Origin of the sequence: Chryseobacterium urinae (assembly GCF_030518295.1) — a bacterium.
GTDB lineage: Bacteria > Bacteroidota > Bacteroidia > Flavobacteriales > Weeksellaceae > Chryseobacterium > Chryseobacterium mucoviscidosis.
The window spans coordinates 120362-137617 of the sequence record NZ_JAULSJ010000012.1 but is presented as its reverse complement, the minus strand read 5'-3'; the positions used below and the strand labels follow the sequence as shown (position 1 = coordinate 137617).

Sequence of the window (17256 nt, the reverse complement as noted above, 5' to 3'; positions counted from 1 at the left end):
AAAAAGCCGATCAGTTCAATCTGGTCGGCTTTTAAATTTTCTAAACTATAATATGTTTACTTCTTATCCTGCAATTTGCTGTAAATATTGTGGATTAATCCATCTGCAACAGATATTTTCGGCACAAAAATTCTGTTGATTTCCGACCATGTCATCACATTATTGAAGATCTGTAACGCATGAACCAAAACATCGGCTCTGTCTTCGCGGAGATTGTATTTTGTCATTCTTTCATCAACCGTAAGATCATCAAACTCCTTATATACCTTTTTAAGATGAGAAAGCGACATCGGTTTGCCGTCTTTGGTTTTGCTCATGGAGAAAACTTTGTTGATATTTCCTCCTGAACCGATGGCAACAATCGGCTTTTTGCTGTTGATATTTTTTCTGATCTCTTCCTTCATATCTTTCCAGTTGTCGGGCGTTACCAGATTGTTCAACAAACGGATGGTTCCGATGTTGAAAGATTTTTCATATTTCATTTTTCCGTTTTCGTAAAAGGTAAGCTCTGTAGAACCTCCGCCGACATCAATATACAAATAGGCAAATTCTTTATCAAGTCCTTCAGCAACATGATTTTCAAAAACCAGAGTTGCTTCTTCGTCTCCGGAAATTATTTCAATATTAATTCCTGAAGTTCTTTTCACCTCTTCAATGATTTCCTGTCCGTTGGCTGCGTCACGCATGGCACTCGTAGCACAGGCTCTGTAATGTTCCACCTTGTAGATTTTCATCAGATCGCTGAAAATCTTCATCGAGTCGATCACCATTTTTTCCCTTTCCTCTCCAATCTTTCCTAAGGTAAAGACATCCATTCCCAGTCTCAGAGGAATTCTCAAAAGATTCAGTTTAATGAATTCGGGCTGTTTATTGTTTATTTTAACCTCATTAATTAAAAGTCGGGCTGCATTACTTCCTATATCTATGGCTGCGATTTTCATTTTTTATTCGTTTTGGCTTTTAAATATCGATAGGTTTCAATCTGAGAACGGCACTCTTCCTTATCGTTATCAATATATTCGTTGCTCAGTTTTTTGTCTAAAATACGAGCTTTTACATTATCTTTCAACTGTATGTCGAGAATATCCTTCAATTCTTTCTTTAAATTCTTATCCGTAATCTTCGCGGCAGCTTCAATTCTGTAATCTAAATTTCTCGTCATCCAGTCTGCGGAAGAAATATACATATCTTCAGCTCCTTTGTTGTAAAAATACATCACCCTGGCGTGTTCCAGATATTCATCTACAATGCTTATTGCCTTTATTTTTTCTTTAAAATCTTTCTGATTGACAGCGCAGTAAATTCCTCTTACAATCATTCTGATGGCAACGCCAGCTTGTGCCGCTTCGTATAATTTTTCAATCAGGGAACGGTCGCTTACAGAATTGGCTTTAACGATCATTTCTGCTCGTCTTCCCGCTTTGGCTTCTTCAATTTCTTTATCAATATGATGTACAATCTTTTCACGCATGAACTGCGGACATACGAGAAGATTTTTGCAGGTTTTTAAAATCGGAAGATAATCGTCTTTCGGTTTTTTCAGAACATTGAATACCTTATTAATATCTGCCATAATTCCGCGGTCTGCAGTCATTAACAGATGATCTCCATAAATTCTCGCAGTTTTCTCATTGAAATTTCCGGTACTTACAAAACCGTACTGAATTGTCTTATTATGAGACCTTTTCTTGATGACACATAATTTGGCATGAACTTTTTTGTTCGGAATACCTATCAATACGGTAATTCCTTCCGGTTCCAGCATTTCCTTCCACTCCAGATTAGATTCTTCATCAAATCTTGCCTGAAGCTCAAGCATTACCGTCACTTCTTTACCGTTTCTTGCCGCATAAATTAAAGCATTAATGATTTTCGAACTGCTCGCTAAACGATAGGCTGTGATCTGGATGGATTTTACATCAGGATCCATTGCCGCTTCACGAAGAAGATCAATTACAGGATTGTATTTGTGATAAGGGAAGGTAAGAAGAACATCATGTTTCAGAATAACATCCGTTACTCTTTCCGTGTTTTCAAAAGCGGGGTGGGTAAAAGAAGTTCTTTCAACAGGCTTTTCATACCTTTCAAAAACATCCGGGAAATCCATGAAATGTTTAAAATTATGAATTTTTCCTCCGGGAATAATGCTGTCTTTTTTCGTCAGGTTTAATTTTCGGATCAGCATCTCAAGAAGTGCCTTGTCCATATCTTTATCGAAAACAAAACGGGTAGGTTTTCCTTTTCGTCTGTTTTTTAAGCCTTTTTCAATTTTTTCGGCAAAATTAGTCCGGATATCATTATCGAGTTCCAGCTCTGCATCTTTCGTTACTTTAAAAGCATTGGCTGCAAATTCATCATATCCGAAATAGGAGAAAATATGGGGCAGGTTAAAAGTAATCACATCTTCCAGAAGCATTACATTTTTCTCTTCCACATCTTCGGAAGGAAGCAAAACAAATCTTCCTACAAATCTTGAAGGAATTTCAATAATGGCATAATTGCTGGAATATTGCCAATCTTTTTTCCTCATCGCGACACCCAGATAAAGACTTTTATCCCTCATATAAGGCATCGGTGTATTTTCATGAAGCAGAATAGGAATGACGTTGGATTCTACCACTTCATCAAAATATTTTCTTACAAACTCTTTCTGATTGGCAGATAAGTTTTTAGCTGTTTTAATGTAAACATGATGTTCCGCCATTTCAGCAAGAATTTTCTTCCACGTTTTATCGAAATTCTGCTGCTGTCGCATCACAATATCATTGATCTTCTGGAGAATTTTGGAAGGCGGCTGATAAAAAGATTCTGCAATTACTTTTTCTTTGAAATCCATGGCGCGTTTTAAACCTGCAACCCGCACCCGGAAAAATTCGTCTAAATTGTTGGAAAAAATTCCTAAAAAACGGATTCTTAAATGTAAAGGGACTTTTTCGTCCATGGCTTCCTGTAAAACCCTCTCGTTGAAGGCAAGCCAGGTAATATCTCTCGGATTGAAATGTAATGACATTCTCTAATGTATAATTTATCAAAAATAATAATTCGTGGTATCTTTTGAAACCTTTTTGCGTTAAGCTTTAATTAAATTTTAGAGCCAAAAAGATTCTGAAACCGGATGATTTTTGTAATCCATTAAAGTTATTAAAACTATCTGAAAAATTGCAGTTCCGTTCTGTATTTTTAATTTAAAATAAATGAATCATATAATAATATAGCCGTTAAGTGACAAAATTGATATGGTTTAACAAGTATTAAAAGGTTTTGTGACAAAAATTCAAATCATTTAAAAAGTAAAGTTTAGGTTTATTTTAAACTGTATTTCTAAAATTTTCAAGCTGAAAAATAGAATTATTTTTTCCTGTTTCAGATTGTTTCTGTCAATTTGTCACAAAATTTTGAATGGTATAAATATTGAGAAATACTGAGTGTAAATTAAAATTAAAAATTAGAAAAATATAAAAATATTATGAGTAAAATAATTGGAATTGACTTAGGAACAACCAACTCTTGTGTTGCTGTAATGGAGGGTAAAGACCCTGTTGTAATTCCTAACGCAGAAGGTAAAAGAACAACGCCGTCTATCGTTGCGTTTACAGAAGATGGCGAAAGAAAAGTAGGAGATCCTGCAAAAAGACAGGCGGTAACGAATCCAAAGAAAACAGTATATTCAATTAAAAGATTTATCGGAACTCACTTTAAAGAGGATGCGAAAGAAATTTCAAGAGTACCTTATGAAGTAGTTTCAGGACCAAACGATACCGTAAAAGTAAAAATCGACGACAGAGAATATACTCCACAGGAAATTTCTGCAATGACGCTTCAGAAAATGAAGAAAACTGCTGAAGATTATCTTGGTCAGGAAGTAACAAGAGCGGTAATTACGGTTCCTGCATACTTCAACGATGCACAGAGACAGGCTACAAAAGAAGCGGGTGAAATCGCAGGTCTTAAAGTAGAAAGAATCATCAACGAGCCTACTGCTGCAGCGTTAGCTTACGGTTTAGATAAAAACCACAAAGACCAGAAAATCGCGGTATACGATTTAGGAGGTGGTACTTTCGATATCTCTATCCTTGATTTAGGAGATGGTGTATTCGAAGTATTGTCTACAAACGGAGATACGCATTTAGGAGGTGATGATTTTGATGATGTAATCATCAACTGGATGGCAGATGAATTCAAAGCTGAAGAAGGAGTTGACTTAAAGTCTGATGCAATCGCATTACAAAGATTGAAAGAAGCTGCCGAAAAAGCAAAAATCGAGTTGTCTTCTTCTCCACAAACTGAAATTAACCTTCCATATATCACAGCTACTGCTACAGGTCCTAAACACTTAGTGAAGACTTTAACGAAAGCTAAATTCGAGCAGTTATCTGCAGATTTGGTAAGAAGATCTATGGAGCCGGTTGCTAAAGCATTGAAAGATGCAGGTTTATCTACTTCAGATATCGATGAAGTAATCTTGGTAGGAGGTTCTACAAGAATCCCGATCATCCAGGAAGAAGTGGAAAAATTCTTCGGTAAAAAACCGTCTAAAGGAGTTAACCCGGATGAGGTTGTAGCGATTGGTGCTGCGATTCAGGGAGGTGTATTAACCGGAGATGTAAAAGACGTTCTTTTATTAGACGTTACGCCACTTTCTTTAGGTATCGAAACAATGGGGTCTGTTTTCACTAAATTAATTGAAGCAAACACTACGATCCCAACTAAAAAATCTGAGGTATTCTCTACAGCTTCTGACAACCAGCCGGCTGTAAGCATCAGAGTAGGACAGGGAGAAAGACCAATGTTCAACGACAACAAAGAAATCGGTAGATTCGACCTTACAGATATTCCACCTGCACCAAGAGGAGTTCCTCAAATTGAAGTAACATTCGATATTGATGCAAACGGTATCTTAAGTGTTTCTGCTAAAGATAAAGGAACGGGTAAAGAACAGTCTATTAAAATTCAGGCGTCTTCAGGTCTTTCTGACGAAGAAATCGAAAGAATGAAGAAAGAGGCTCAGGAAAATGCTTCTGCCGATGCTAAGAAAAAAGAAGAAGTTGAAATCTTCAACAAAGCAGACGGATTGATCTTCCAGACTGAAAAGCAATTAAAAGAATTTGGTGAGAAATTATCTGCTGATAAAAAAGCAGCTATTGAAACTGCTCACGGAGAATTGAAAACAGCTTTCGAAGCTAAAAATGCAGATGATGTAAAAGCTAAAACAGAAGCTTTAGATGCAGCTTGGATGGCAGCTTCAGAAGAATTGTATGCAGCAGGTCAACAGCCGGGAGCTGATGCAGGAGCACAAAACGGAGGAAATGCAGGAGGTGCAGAAGATGTACAGGATGCAGACTTCGAAGAAGTTAAGTAGTTATTGATTAATATTAATTAACAAAATATAGAAAATCCCCACAGGCGTATGTTTGTGGGGATTTTTGTTTTTTCAAAGATTTTTGATTTTGTGCTTTTTTAAGTGTTTTTTATTACACATTTGTACCATATTTGTACCGGCACTTAAGCAGAGAAGATGTGGCACTTAAGATTTTTTTTCTTACCTTTAGTTTTTCTATATGTATGATTAAAAGGATTAAAAGAGAATGTCTGCATTGTTCGCAGGAATTTATACCTAAGACAGTAACTTCATTTTATTGTCGTGAGCAGTGTATAAAAAATGCTTACCAGAAAAGAAAGCGTCAAGAAAAATTAGAATTAAAAAGACAAGAACTGATTGATCAGATTCCTTTAGATAAAATTCTCTTGACAGTCCCTGAAGCTGTTTTACTCTTTGACATTGCAAAAAGAACACTTTATAGACTTATCAAACAAAATGTAATACCTTCTATTAATGAAGGAACTCGTTTAATAAAAGTAAATCGTGAAGTTTTGCAAGAAATGTTTCCTCCGGCATCTAAAGAAAAGATTGAAAAGAAAAATTCTAATCCTAACTTGTATGATCTTTCTGAAGAGAATTGCTATACTATTGGTGAGATTTCCAAAAAATTTCAGTTACACGATACGAGTGTATACAAGCATATCAGAAAGTACTCAATTCCCACCCGTCAAATTGGTAATTATGTTTATGCTCCAAAAAGCGAGATTGACAAATTATATAATGGTACTATAGATTAAGCTTATGAAACAACTTTCAAAAACTCAAGTTACAGTTAGATTGCGTAAAGCTGAGGATAGAAATGAATGGTATGTCTATTTGGAGAGTTATCCTGTATTTATTGCTGGAAAAAATAAACCGCAACGTTCTAGGGAGTATCTCAATAGAATTGTTTATACGGTTGAATGGGATAAAAAAAGAACAAGCAGAACTAACCTAAAGGACGGGACAAAAGCCTTTAAACCAAAGCGTGATGATAATGGAATTATAGTTTGTAAGAGTGAGCGTGACAGGGAGACAATGTTATATGCTGATGGAATTCGTAAACTACGCCAAAAAGAATATGATAATGTCGACTTGTATAGTGATAGCGATGCTATTAAGGCCGAATTGCAAGAAAAACAAAAAGAAAAATTTATAGATTACTGTAATAGGTTGCTAAAGAAAAGACACGGCTCAAATAATAGTTCTGATTCAATTAGAACTAACTGGAGGTGTTTAATTGAATTTATTATAGAGTTTTCCGGAGATGATTTAAGATTTTCAAAAATTGATTTGAGTTTTGCTGATGATTTTAAGCTTTATCTTTTATCGGCGCCCTATCGCGGAAAAAAGAAAGGAATTCTTTCAAATAATAGTGCTGCAACGTACTTTTCTATTTTTAAGGCAATAGTTTCCCAAGCTTTTATTGATGGTTATTTTATAATTGACTTATCAGCAAAGATTAAAGGTATTGGAGAGCAAGAATCTTTCCGTGAACATCTCTCTTTGGAGGAACTTAATCTTTTAGTAAATACTCCTTGTGAAAATGATGAATTGAAAAGAGCATCTTTATTTTCTGCACTGACAGGGTTAAGACATTGTGATATTAAAAGGCTTAAGTGGAAAGAAATTGATGTTCAGTCAAATAGAATCAAAATTCAATTTAGACAAAAGAAAACAAAAGGAGTCGAGTATACACCGATTTCTGAACAAGCAATTCATTTATGCGGAACTCCGAGACTTCCCGAACAGCTAGTATTTGAAAATTTACAAGATAGCTCTTGGATTTCGAGACCTCTCGAAAAATGGGTCAAATCAGCTGGAATAACAAAGCATATAACTTTTCATTGCTTCAGACATACTTTTGCAACATTGCAGCTTTCTTTAGGAACAGACATTTATACAGTTAGTAAAATGCTTGGACACAGTAAAGTTACAACAACTCAAGTTTATGCTAAAGTAGTTGATGAACTGAAAAATAGAGCAGCTGGAGCTATTAAGCTGGATGAAAATATTTTAGAAGAAAACCAAGAAATTATACAAGCAAACTAATAAATATGAAAGTCAAAAATTTTGAATTAATATGTATGTATTTACCCATTATAGTGGTATGTATCCTTTTAGGAACTCAAGTCAGAACATATTTTATCGATAAAGGGTCCGATGAATTTACGGCAAATATCTTTTTTATAGTCGTGATTTTCGTAGGTGTTGTTATTTATTCAGGTCTAACATTGTTTTTGCATACTATCTATGAAATTATAAGCAGAATTATTACTAAAAGAAAAAATCTAGTTTTGGTTAATGAATTCTTTTCTGGACCTGTTACTATTGCTGATATTAAAGAAGATTTAAAATTTAAAGAAGTTGTAAAGTTCGATAATAAGCTTGAGATTGCATTAAGATATACAAAGGAGCAATTTGCGCTATACACATCTGTTAATGATTTAGAAAACCTATGCAGCTACATTACAAAGTATGCTAAGAAAGAAAAAATAGAAAATTTTAGCCCTGTAAGGGTTCACAAATTATCTAATATGGATTTGTATCATTTTGGCTGGAACATTTGGAAGCACTTTGATAGGCGAAATCAATATGAAGTAGCATTGTTTTTAAAAGAAGTTTTTCAACATTCACTAAAAGATGTTGAAACGGACTCAATTAAAAGTCATTTAAAAGATGATGATGAAAAAGGTATCATTAAAATAAAAAGAGATTTAAAATTTTAGTATAATAAATATCTTAACTCCTTGCATAGTCGTAGCGATTATTGAGCATTTACTAATATTTCTGAAGCTATCCATTTACGAACTTAAATGTCGGGAATATTTCAAAAAATTATAATACATTATTAATAGTTAAATTTTTTTAGAAGAAATTTTATCATAAATAGATTTTACATAAAATGAAGAATGTAGAGAATATTCCTTTTTTACTGCAACAAATTGAAGGTAAATTAAATTCGCTATCTATAGAACAGGATAAATTAGATAATCCTCTTTTTGATATAGAAGTGACCAAAAACGAAATCTTACGGATCGAAAGTGAAATTGACCCGATAAAGAAAGAACTTATATCTTATACTGATATTCAGAGGCAGAAAGAATTAATGAGGATTCGTCTAACAGAGTATATGGATGTACTCGGCAAAAATCACGATCTCCCTTTTTCAAAAAGTCAGGGGCGTATTGGAGAATTAAATTTTTATCTAAAGCCCCTTGTTGATATCAGAAGTATTTTGAACAACGATTTGACAACTGGTATCAGCGTTAATTTAGCCCTGACAAAAGATCCATCTGATGCAGTCTTTGATGCAGAATCATTTAGAGAAACTCTTTTTCAGCAAAGACATAGTATTATCCAAGCAAACAATATCTTTCAACTCTTTGAAGTGTGCAGAAATTTCCTTGAAAAGATAAAGATAAATTATAAGTAATTTTTTTATTGGATAATGTCTTCATTGTAATGGATTCGCCACTTCGGATTGTACTGAGGTGAAGTTAACTGATAGTCTAAGTAAAAATCATAATCACTATTCATTGCCAGAAATTTACTGTAAAACTCTTCTTTATAACCTGCATTATCCAAGTAGAATCCAATAGCTTGGTGATAAGGATATACAAATGATAATTTTTTATAATGATGATGTAATTTATCTGCGTCAATTAATTGCTTTACCATAGCAAATGCATTAAGGATATTTTTTGTTCCACCGGAATATAGTGGTCTTACAGTACAGTCTATAAGTGTCTTTTCAAGATTTGAAACTTTTACTCCATTAATGAAGGTTTCCATTGTAGTACTGCTTTGATTTTTAAGAAAGTAAAATGTTTTGTCTCTGAATTGCTTTATATTTTTTGTGACTCTCTGAGGTTTACTAAAAGCTAAATCTATATTTCCTTGAGTTAAGGTGTTTTTAGGACTGGAAATGCTATCGATCTCTTCTGATAAATAGATGGCGTTGTTTTCAATAGTACTTATTTGATGCATTATTAGTGCTGAATGGTGGCTAAAGTGTGTATATTTGTTATACGCATAAACCAAGTCAACAACTTCAGGATTGGAGTCATTGAAAATATATAAATCTTGTTCTAAGGTGTAATGTTTTTGAAGTATGTATTCGCTAATTTCTTTACTTAATTTTTTGAATTTGCGAAAACTCGAAATTTCCTGTACCAAATAATCAAATTCCTTTTTATTTAAAGCCTTTCTGTGAGGACTACCAGCAATATAAGCATCAACAATCTTTTCAAAATTCATTAGTACGTAGTATTATTTACTTATGTATACATAAGAAATAATACAAAGTTAGTCTTTTTTATTTGAAAAGTCAAATGGAGGAGATTTTTATTTAAAATGTCCGTTATTTCATACAAAATGTGTAATTTTGTATGAAATAACGGACATTATGAAAAAGAAACAAATAATTTTACCCAAGTATTTGGCTCTGCTGGAACAAATGGGAGAGAATATTAAACTTGCTCGAAAAAGAAGAAAATTAACTACAGAGCAGGTTTCAGAGAGAGCCGGAATTGTACGTTCAACACTACATCTTATTGAAAAAGGTGATCCAAGTGTGGCAATGGGATCATATTTTAATGTTTTGAGAGTATTGGGTCTTAGCGATGATATTTTAAAGCTTGGATCTGATGATGAATTTGGAAGAAAATTGCAAGATTTAGAATTACTGAAATAATATAATTAAATGAAATCTACTAAAGTTGACATATTTGTATATGCAGATTGGATTGACCTTCAAGGTCCTCATTTAATGGGGATTTTGTCAGCTCATCAGGGTAAAGGAAAAAAGTCCTTTAGTTTTGAATATGATAAAGAGTGGATTAAAAGTGCGGGTCAAAATTTAATAGATCCTGATCTTCAGTTGTTTGGAGGTCCACAATATCCAACCAATAAAGAAAATTTTGGTGTTTTTATGGATAGTATGCCTGATACTTGGGGAAGAACACTAATGAAAAGAAAATCTATTCAGGTAGCCAAAGAAACTGGAGAGAAAGAAAAGAAACTTTATGATCTGGATTATTTATTAGGAGTGTATGACCAAACAAGGATGGGTGCTCTGCGATTTAAGACTTCAATAGATGGAAATTTTTTAGATGATGATGAGAATAACCCTACACCACCCTGGTCATCATTAAGAGAGTTGGAGGCAGCCGTGAAAAGTTTTGAAAATGAAGATGAGCCTAAAATGAAAAGGTTATTAGCACTGCTTGTAGTTCCAGGATCTTCATTAGGGGGTGCAAGACCGAAAGCTAATGTTATGGATCAGGAAAAAAATTTATGGATTGCTAAATTTCCTTCAAAAAATGATACAATTGATAAGGCAGCGTGGGAATATCTGGCATACCGATTAGCTACTGATGCCGGAATTAATATGTCAGAAACAAAGATTCAAAAATTAAGTAACAGCTATCATACATTTTTCACCAAAAGATTTGATAGAACAAACTCCGGAAGAATTCATTTTTCGTCAGCTATGACTATGACAGGAAACAATGAAGAAAAATTAAGAGATTCAACTGCAAGTTACCTTGATATCGTTGATTTTATTACGAACTACGGTATTGATGTTAACAATAATTTGAAGGAATTATGGAGAAGAATCGTGTTTAGTATTTGTATATCAAACACAGATGATCACCTTAGAAATCACGGATTTATTTTAACCCCAAAAGGATGGATACTTTCACCAGCCTATGACATTAATCCGTCTGTGGATAAAGAAGGACTTGCTCTAAATATTGATACAGATAATAATGCTTTGGATCTTGAACTTGCTAAGGAAGTGGGCGCTCAATTTAGACTGAACGAAAATGAAATGGATGAAATCATTGAAAAAGTCATTTCGGTTGTAAGAGGATGGGAAAGTATTGCTAGCGAGATTGGAATACCCAGATCTGAACAAGAGCGTATGAGATCTGCATTTTTACCATTTGAAAATTAATCTTTTAAAATAATCTTAGTAAATAAATTTTAATTGATTAATACGTTTAGAATGAGCTATAAAAATTAAGTTTCAACAGTAGGTAAAAACTTATTGCTTAATATCGATTACAAAAACACAGTGTTTTAAGTGTTTTCGTCGTGTTTTTCAAACACAGCGAAAACACTTTTTTCATTTGCACCATAATAATTAAAATCAAGTATTATGGATTTGCAAAATATTTCATTTGAAAATTTACCACAAGCAGTCGCCTTCTTAATTCGTGAACTTGCTGAGATAAAGCATCTGGTATCAAAAGAAGATGTTGTTATACCTCTCAAAAAAATTCCAATCGGAATAGATGAAGTAGCATCCTTAATCGGTAAAGCGAAACCAACCATTTACACTCTTGTTAGAGAAAGAAAAATCCCATGCTACAAAAACGGTAAGAAACTATATTTTTTTGAAGAAGAAATACTGAACTGGATTTCTAAAGGCAAGAAAAAGACCTTGCAGGAAATTACCGAGGAATGTGAAGCGGATTTTAAGAAAAATCGCAGAAGACAACATAACTAATAAAAATGCGATCGATGTCTAACGAAATTAATAAACTAAAGCAAAAGCTTATTTGGCAAATGACCGGGGAGGAATTAGTAAGTTTATTTAAATATGAAAATATTTATATAACAAATCGTACAAAGAGATCCTTGCAGCAAAATAAAATAATTGATGAAAAGTATGTGTATGGTCTTAAAGGTATAGCCAAGTTATTTAATTGCAGTATTTCATCTGCTATGAGATTAAAAAAGAGCGGTAAAATTAAAGATGCGATCACTCAGGAGGGGCGAAAAATTGTCCTGGACGTTGAGAGAGCTTTAGTTCTAATTAACAATGAATATGAACTAATAAACTGCAATAAAGAAAAAGATGATGTCGTTACAAGATAGCAGTCAGAAAATCATTCGCAAGGAATTTAAAAATGAAAGAATTCCTGAGAGTATAAGAATAGGCAACCATTTTGTTGATGATTTTATCTTTGATGAAAATAGTCAAGCCGCCAACATTCCCATCAATGCGCTAAGGGTTATATTTAATATAATCTCTATTATAAGTAATGAACAATTCAGACCTGAAGATCGTCCGAAGCAACTCTCTTTGTTCGATGATGATTTTGAGACTGAAAATAATACTTTCGCCCTGCTTAAAATTAAGAATAGCAAAATTTCTCCCAGTGGCTCAACAAAGCAGGTAATTAATGCCTATGAGTTTTTAGCAAAATTTAAGATGGGATGGTATAAGTCCCAGAATAGAAAAGGTAAGGAAATCAAAACTTTTGCAGGACTTATATCAACACCAACCTACGATGAAAGAGGCTACACATCTTTTCTTATCAGCAGTTATTGGCTGAAGAAATTAATTGTAATACCGGAATATAATTATATGCTTTATCAGTTGGTGTATAATATTAAAAATAATAAACATATCATATTTGCAATTTGGCTGGCTAAACTTCCATCAACTGGCACTGTATTGAAACTGTCAACATTTAATTCGAAGTTTGACTTAAATTATCGAACAGCAAATGATTTTTGTTTTAAATTTTTAAAACAGGTTAAGGGCAGTCTCGATAAATACAGTACAGTGTCATTTAATTTCAAATGCAAAGGAGAAAACATTGCAATTCATCCATATTCCACTGAAAAAATTCAGGAAGCAGATTTGAATATAGATAGCGAACACTTGTTCATCACCTATCGAATTAATTATTTTAAAAAAAGGTACAGATTGCAGGAGCAGGAAATGCTGCAGTTCGCATATCATTATCGAAATATATTACAGACAAGAGAGCTGATAGAGAAATCTTACAATTACTTTATCAAAAAAAATAGAAAATTAAAACTACGATCCTCTGATTTTAGTGGTAAGGTATTTTTAAAGGAGATACAACAACTTATGATAGAACTTTACCGGGACACAAGAATGGGAAAATTTCTTCCGGATGGATATCCCGTCATTTTTTAATTAATCTAATATTTTATTTACAATGAATTGTGAGCAAATAAAACAAAACGTCAGTATCAGGACGGTTATGGAATCCTATGGTCTATTCCCTGTAAAAGAAAACAAAAGAACAGCATTTTATTTTGCATTAGATAGACAAGAGAAAACAGCCAGCCTGTCTGTAGATTTCATTAAGAATACAGCTTTTGATTTTGGAACAGGTAAAATATATGATGTTATATCAATAGTTCAAGCTATTAATAAATGTAATGTTTCAACAGCGCTTGAATATTTAAATAAGCTTGATTTTTCGCCTACAATAGATAATGTGGTTGAAACAAATGATGGCTTTACTTATAATGTTTTAAAAACAATCGATGTCGAGCATCCTGCGTTGCTAGAGTATCTTAAGTCAAGGGGAGTTTTGAATTGTAAAAGTCTTATCAAAGAGATCCATTACAAAATAGAAGATAAATATTATTTTGCGATTGCTTTTTTTAATAATTCAGGAGGTATTGAAGTCCGTAATAAATATTCTAAAATCTGCCTCGGACCAAAAGATGTGACGTTAATAAAGAAGGGAAATCAGCAAAATAATGAAATTGTTGTATTTGAGGGCTTTTTTGATTATTTGTCATATAAAACGATAGAAGATGATAAATTTTCTTCAGATGCAGATTATTTAGTCTTTAATTCAACATCGATGCTCTTAGCGGGAGATAAAATACTAAAGAAATACAAAAAAATATCTCTATTTCTTGATAATGATAAAACGGGAAAAACTGTCGTAGAGCAGATCCGCAACAGCTATAAAAATGTTGAAGATTTTTCCTGGATGTACCAACATTATAAAGATTTGAATCAGTGGCTGATAAGGTGATGATGTTTTCAGTAAAGACAAAACCGCTACTTAATAGTAGCGGTTTCATTTTGAAATTAATCTTATTGAGTAACCCATCCTGGCACTCCGTTCACACTTTTTAATATAAAGGTTCCATTTGATGGGAGAATAGGAATTACTTCAGTTGCAAAACCAAAGCTGCCATCCGCTTTGGCTACAACTTTTTTGGTGTAAGCTGGATCTCCGTCTGCATCGGGCATTTGTGAAGGTGTAACACTCAGTTTTCCATTGATATTGAGCCATCTTTCAGAAAAATCTCCAGAGATTAGCGCAAACTTATAGTCTGTATAATTGTTTGTAATGCTATCCCAAAAATTTGTTGAACTGGTGGTTACTGGTGTTGAATGAATTGCCAGCTTATTACTAATACTTCTATTTCCAGATGCGGGGCTTCCTGCACCGACACCAATAAAAACATTATTAGATCCAGTTCTATTGCCTGTACCCGACAGATATCCTATAGAAATATTATCATTGCCTGATGTGATATATGACATTGCTCCTGCACCGATTCCAATATTCCTGTTTCCGGAAATTGTTCCATTAATAATACCATTTAGTGCTGATACCCCCGCTCCATAATTTAGTTTTCCAGTAATTTCTCCTTGAGACATTGCATAGGCACTGGCCGAATTCCCTTTTCCGGAAGTTATGTTTGAGTCCGTTGCAAAAATTGAGTTGTATTCACCGGCGATAGTGCTTCTAGATTTACCGATGATATAATTTTCTTTTTGATCAAAATCAAGCTTCAGATTATTTTTTACAATAAGTTCCAGCGTGGAAGTATTACCTGTTTGAGAGACAACTTCCAATGGATCACTTTGAAGTAATGGAACCCATTTTTGACCGTCGAAATAATATAGACCTGACTTTTCAAGATGAACAGATTGCCCTGATAAATTGGTGGCAGGTGATAGAACGAAAACTATTGCTCCCTTCTGTGCTGTAGTGTAAGTTTTTGTTGCCAATTGATCTCCACTAATTCTTGGTAGAATGATCCCATCGAAATGATTGGCATCATCTGGTTTGCCTACTACTTCTAAGGTAGCTTTAGGCGTTTGAGTATTGATACCGACTTGTGAGAAAAAGTTGGCACTTATCAATAAAAAAAATAGTTTTAGAAAGTTGTTTTTCATTTTGTTATTTGATTATAGTTCACTATGTTTTTAGAATCTACTTTTGTGGTATAGCTATTTGGAGTGAGGTTTGATCCAATTTGAGTAGCCTTGCACTTCACCAGTGGCGTTTGAGTTTATCATATTTAAGTTTCCTGCAATAATATATATGGTATTATTTTGAAGCAGTACCGGAATTACATAAGTTGAATTTTCATTTTGCATAAAAACTATATCTTTAGGAAAGTATCCGATTTCGTTGCATATTCCCGAAATATCAAATAAAACATCATCTAAAACATTAGGTGCATCAGATGCTCTGCTAATTTCAAATTTTATATTCACTATCCCTTCTAATTTCCTTAAAGTTACCGAGCCTTTAAAGCCTCCATATTTTTTTGTTCCTATCGAACAATGTTTTGAGGATGTTAAGTAAACATTTTTGTCAGACGAAAGATTAAGAGGCTCAGACCACTTTGATGATTCTGTCAGAACATCATCATTGCTGTTATCAAATGACAGAATAATTCTATATTCTATTGGTTCCTTTTGATTGGATATAGATTTCCACGAATATCCGCTAAAGTAATATAGCCCTGGCTCTGTAATATCAGCTACCTGACCTGATAAGTTTGATGGTGCAGTGGTGACAAATATAACAGCACCTTTCTTTGAATAATTGTATGTTTTTTTCTGCAACTGATCTCCCGTAATGCGTGGGGGGAGAATTCCATCATAATGATTGATGTCTTCTGCTTTTCCTACAACTTCAAAAGTAGTCTCAGGAGATGAGGTGTTGATTCCTACCTGAGAAAACAGAAATGAATTAACACAGAAACAAAGCAGCATAAAAAAGTTGTTTTTCATCAGTAATTCTTTTGTTAAATTATTTTACAAAATTCATATTTAACCGTATTACTGCTATTAAACTAATTGTTATAAATGGCGGAGTGAACTTTTATGATTGTAAAAAGTCATAATTGAATATTCAAAAGTTTTATTCAAGGCGATCTATGATTAAGAATTGAACATATGTGACCATTGAGTTTATTTTGTCGCCTATGACTATGTCATTTAAAAGTATAATCGGTTTAAGCAAATTCTTCAATTCGGAAAGGCGCTCATTTTATTTCGGAAAAGCACTCTGGATATTTCGGAAAAGCGCTCCTAAACCCAACTAGTCGGACGAAAATTATCTCTTTTATACTATTAGATTCGGAAACGAACTCTTTACATTGTCGAAATTTTGATAATTGTGGATAAATACTGAATGTTGGATTGAAAAATTCGGAAACGCACTCATTCGTATTTTGATTGATGTTCGGAAAAGCACTGATCTCTTTTTCGGAAAAGCGATCATCTATCTTTCGGAAACACACTCATTCTTAAAATCCTCTCAAACAGCTGCTGCAGGATAATAGTGGAGTACAGTAAAAGTATTTCTAAAAATATATAAAAGTTCTTTTTTCTCTAAAAGGAATTTAAGCTTTTGCTTTTAAAGAAAAAATATAATCTTTTAGTACAAAAATTATGTCTTTACATCTTTACAAATAAACCGATTGTAAACAATATGTATTGCAATTAGTTTGATATTATTCACCAGTGTAAATTGATAAGTTGATTTAATAACTGTGTTTTTGTTTTTACAATTGCAAATGTAGAAAAGAGGCTTTCTCACAAAAAAATCTTTTTGGGTATCTAAAAAATTTTCTACACCAGTTCCGATAATTTGTCAGAAACTCCTAAATCCTTCGGACAAAAATATTTCAAGCCCTGAAAATAAATATAATTAGTGACTCTTTTTCCTTGGGTTTTATGCGCCTGCTCTTTTTCTATGGTCATAAGCAAAGAAAAACCGGAACCTCAGTTATACAAATCAATTCAACTTATGCTCTTTGACATCTTCGGAAATATCAAAAAAATATATAAATAATCATTT

General features: G+C 33.4%; 16 protein-coding genes. 11 read left to right on the top strand and 5 right to left on the bottom strand.

What is annotated here, in order from left to right; genetic code table 11:
- Positions 1–56: 56 nt before the first annotated feature.
- Positions 57–941 carry a Ppx/GppA phosphatase family protein gene (locus QWT87_RS09960; RefSeq protein ID WP_302715895.1) on the bottom strand — a complete coding sequence of 295 codons (885 nt, stop codon included), beginning with the start codon at positions 939–941 and terminating at the stop codon, positions 57–59.
- Positions 938–3010 (bottom strand): polyphosphate kinase 1, encoded by a 2073-nt coding sequence (gene ppk1, locus QWT87_RS09955; RefSeq protein ID WP_302715893.1) that lies wholly within the window; start codon positions 3008–3010, stop codon positions 938–940. Before ppk1 ends, QWT87_RS09960 begins: the two co-directional genes overlap by 4 nt.
- A gap of 456 nt (positions 3011–3466) precedes the next feature.
- On the opposite strand from ppk1, the gene dnaK reads away from it, so the two are divergent.
- The 5 genes from dnaK (at position 3467) to QWT87_RS09930 (ending at position 8795) form a co-directional block, all read left to right on the top strand.
- Entirely contained in the window at positions 3467–5359 is a 1893-nt protein-coding gene (gene dnaK, locus QWT87_RS09950) for a molecular chaperone DnaK (RefSeq protein WP_076395511.1), read from the top strand.
- Positions 5360–5517: 158 nt separating this feature from the next.
- Positions 5518–6117: a helix-turn-helix domain-containing protein gene (locus QWT87_RS09945; protein ID WP_228370502.1), complete on the top strand. Its 600-nt coding sequence runs from the start codon at positions 5518–5520 to the stop codon at positions 6115–6117.
- A gap of 4 nt (positions 6118–6121) precedes the next feature.
- The gene (locus QWT87_RS09940) at positions 6122–7411 is read left to right on the top strand and encodes a site-specific integrase (RefSeq protein WP_002977236.1); all 1290 of its coding nucleotides are present in this window, start codon (positions 6122–6124) and stop codon (positions 7409–7411) included.
- Positions 7412–7416: 5 nt separating this feature from the next.
- A complete protein-coding gene (locus QWT87_RS09935; RefSeq protein ID WP_002977238.1) occupies positions 7417–8088 on the top strand; it encodes a hypothetical protein in 672 nt (223 codons plus the stop codon).
- 176 nt (positions 8089–8264) lie between these two features.
- Positions 8265–8795 (top strand): hypothetical protein, encoded by a 531-nt coding sequence (locus tag QWT87_RS09930; RefSeq protein ID WP_002977239.1) that lies wholly within the window; start codon positions 8265–8267, stop codon positions 8793–8795.
- A gap of 5 nt (positions 8796–8800) precedes the next feature.
- On the opposite strand, the gene QWT87_RS09925 is transcribed toward QWT87_RS09930, so the two are convergent.
- Positions 8801–9619: a hypothetical protein gene (locus QWT87_RS09925; protein ID WP_002977242.1), complete on the bottom strand. Its 819-nt coding sequence runs from the start codon at positions 9617–9619 to the stop codon at positions 8801–8803.
- Positions 9620–9767: 148 nt separating this feature from the next.
- On the opposite strand from QWT87_RS09925, the gene QWT87_RS09920 reads away from it, so the two are divergent.
- From QWT87_RS09920 to QWT87_RS09895, 6 genes are all read left to right on the top strand, one after another.
- On the top strand, positions 9768–10055 hold the full coding sequence (locus QWT87_RS09920) for a helix-turn-helix domain-containing protein (protein WP_002977244.1): 288 nt from the start codon (positions 9768–9770) through the stop codon (positions 10053–10055).
- A 9-nt stretch (positions 10056–10064) separates the two neighbouring features.
- Positions 10065–11321 carry a type II toxin-antitoxin system HipA family toxin gene (locus tag QWT87_RS09915; RefSeq protein ID WP_002977248.1) on the top strand — a complete coding sequence of 419 codons (1257 nt, stop codon included), beginning with the start codon at positions 10065–10067 and terminating at the stop codon, positions 11319–11321.
- A gap of 204 nt (positions 11322–11525) precedes the next feature.
- Positions 11526–11876, top strand: coding sequence for a helix-turn-helix domain-containing protein (locus QWT87_RS09910; RefSeq protein ID WP_002977250.1), 351 nt, complete (start codon positions 11526–11528; stop codon positions 11874–11876).
- A gap of 14 nt (positions 11877–11890) precedes the next feature.
- Positions 11891–12247, top strand: coding sequence for a DUF3853 family protein (locus QWT87_RS09905; RefSeq protein ID WP_002977252.1), 357 nt, complete (start codon positions 11891–11893; stop codon positions 12245–12247).
- Positions 12231–13322 carry a hypothetical protein gene (locus QWT87_RS09900; protein ID WP_027383751.1) on the top strand — a complete coding sequence of 364 codons (1092 nt, stop codon included), beginning with the start codon at positions 12231–12233 and terminating at the stop codon, positions 13320–13322. Before QWT87_RS09905 ends, QWT87_RS09900 begins: the two co-directional genes overlap by 17 nt.
- Before the next feature lie 67 nt (positions 13323–13389).
- Positions 13390–14181, top strand: coding sequence for a toprim domain-containing protein (locus QWT87_RS09895; RefSeq protein ID WP_228457750.1), 792 nt, complete (start codon positions 13390–13392; stop codon positions 14179–14181).
- Between the two features lie 62 nt (positions 14182–14243).
- Here QWT87_RS09895 and QWT87_RS09890 read toward each other — a convergent pair whose 3' ends face one another.
- Entirely contained in the window at positions 14244–15338 is a 1095-nt protein-coding gene (locus tag QWT87_RS09890) for a hypothetical protein (RefSeq protein WP_302715889.1), read from the bottom strand.
- 54 nt (positions 15339–15392) lie between these two features.
- Complete coding sequence (locus QWT87_RS09885) at positions 15393–16184, bottom strand: hypothetical protein (protein ID WP_302715888.1); 792 nt, start codon at positions 16182–16184, stop codon at positions 15393–15395.
- Between the last annotated feature and the right edge of the window lie 1072 nt (positions 16185–17256).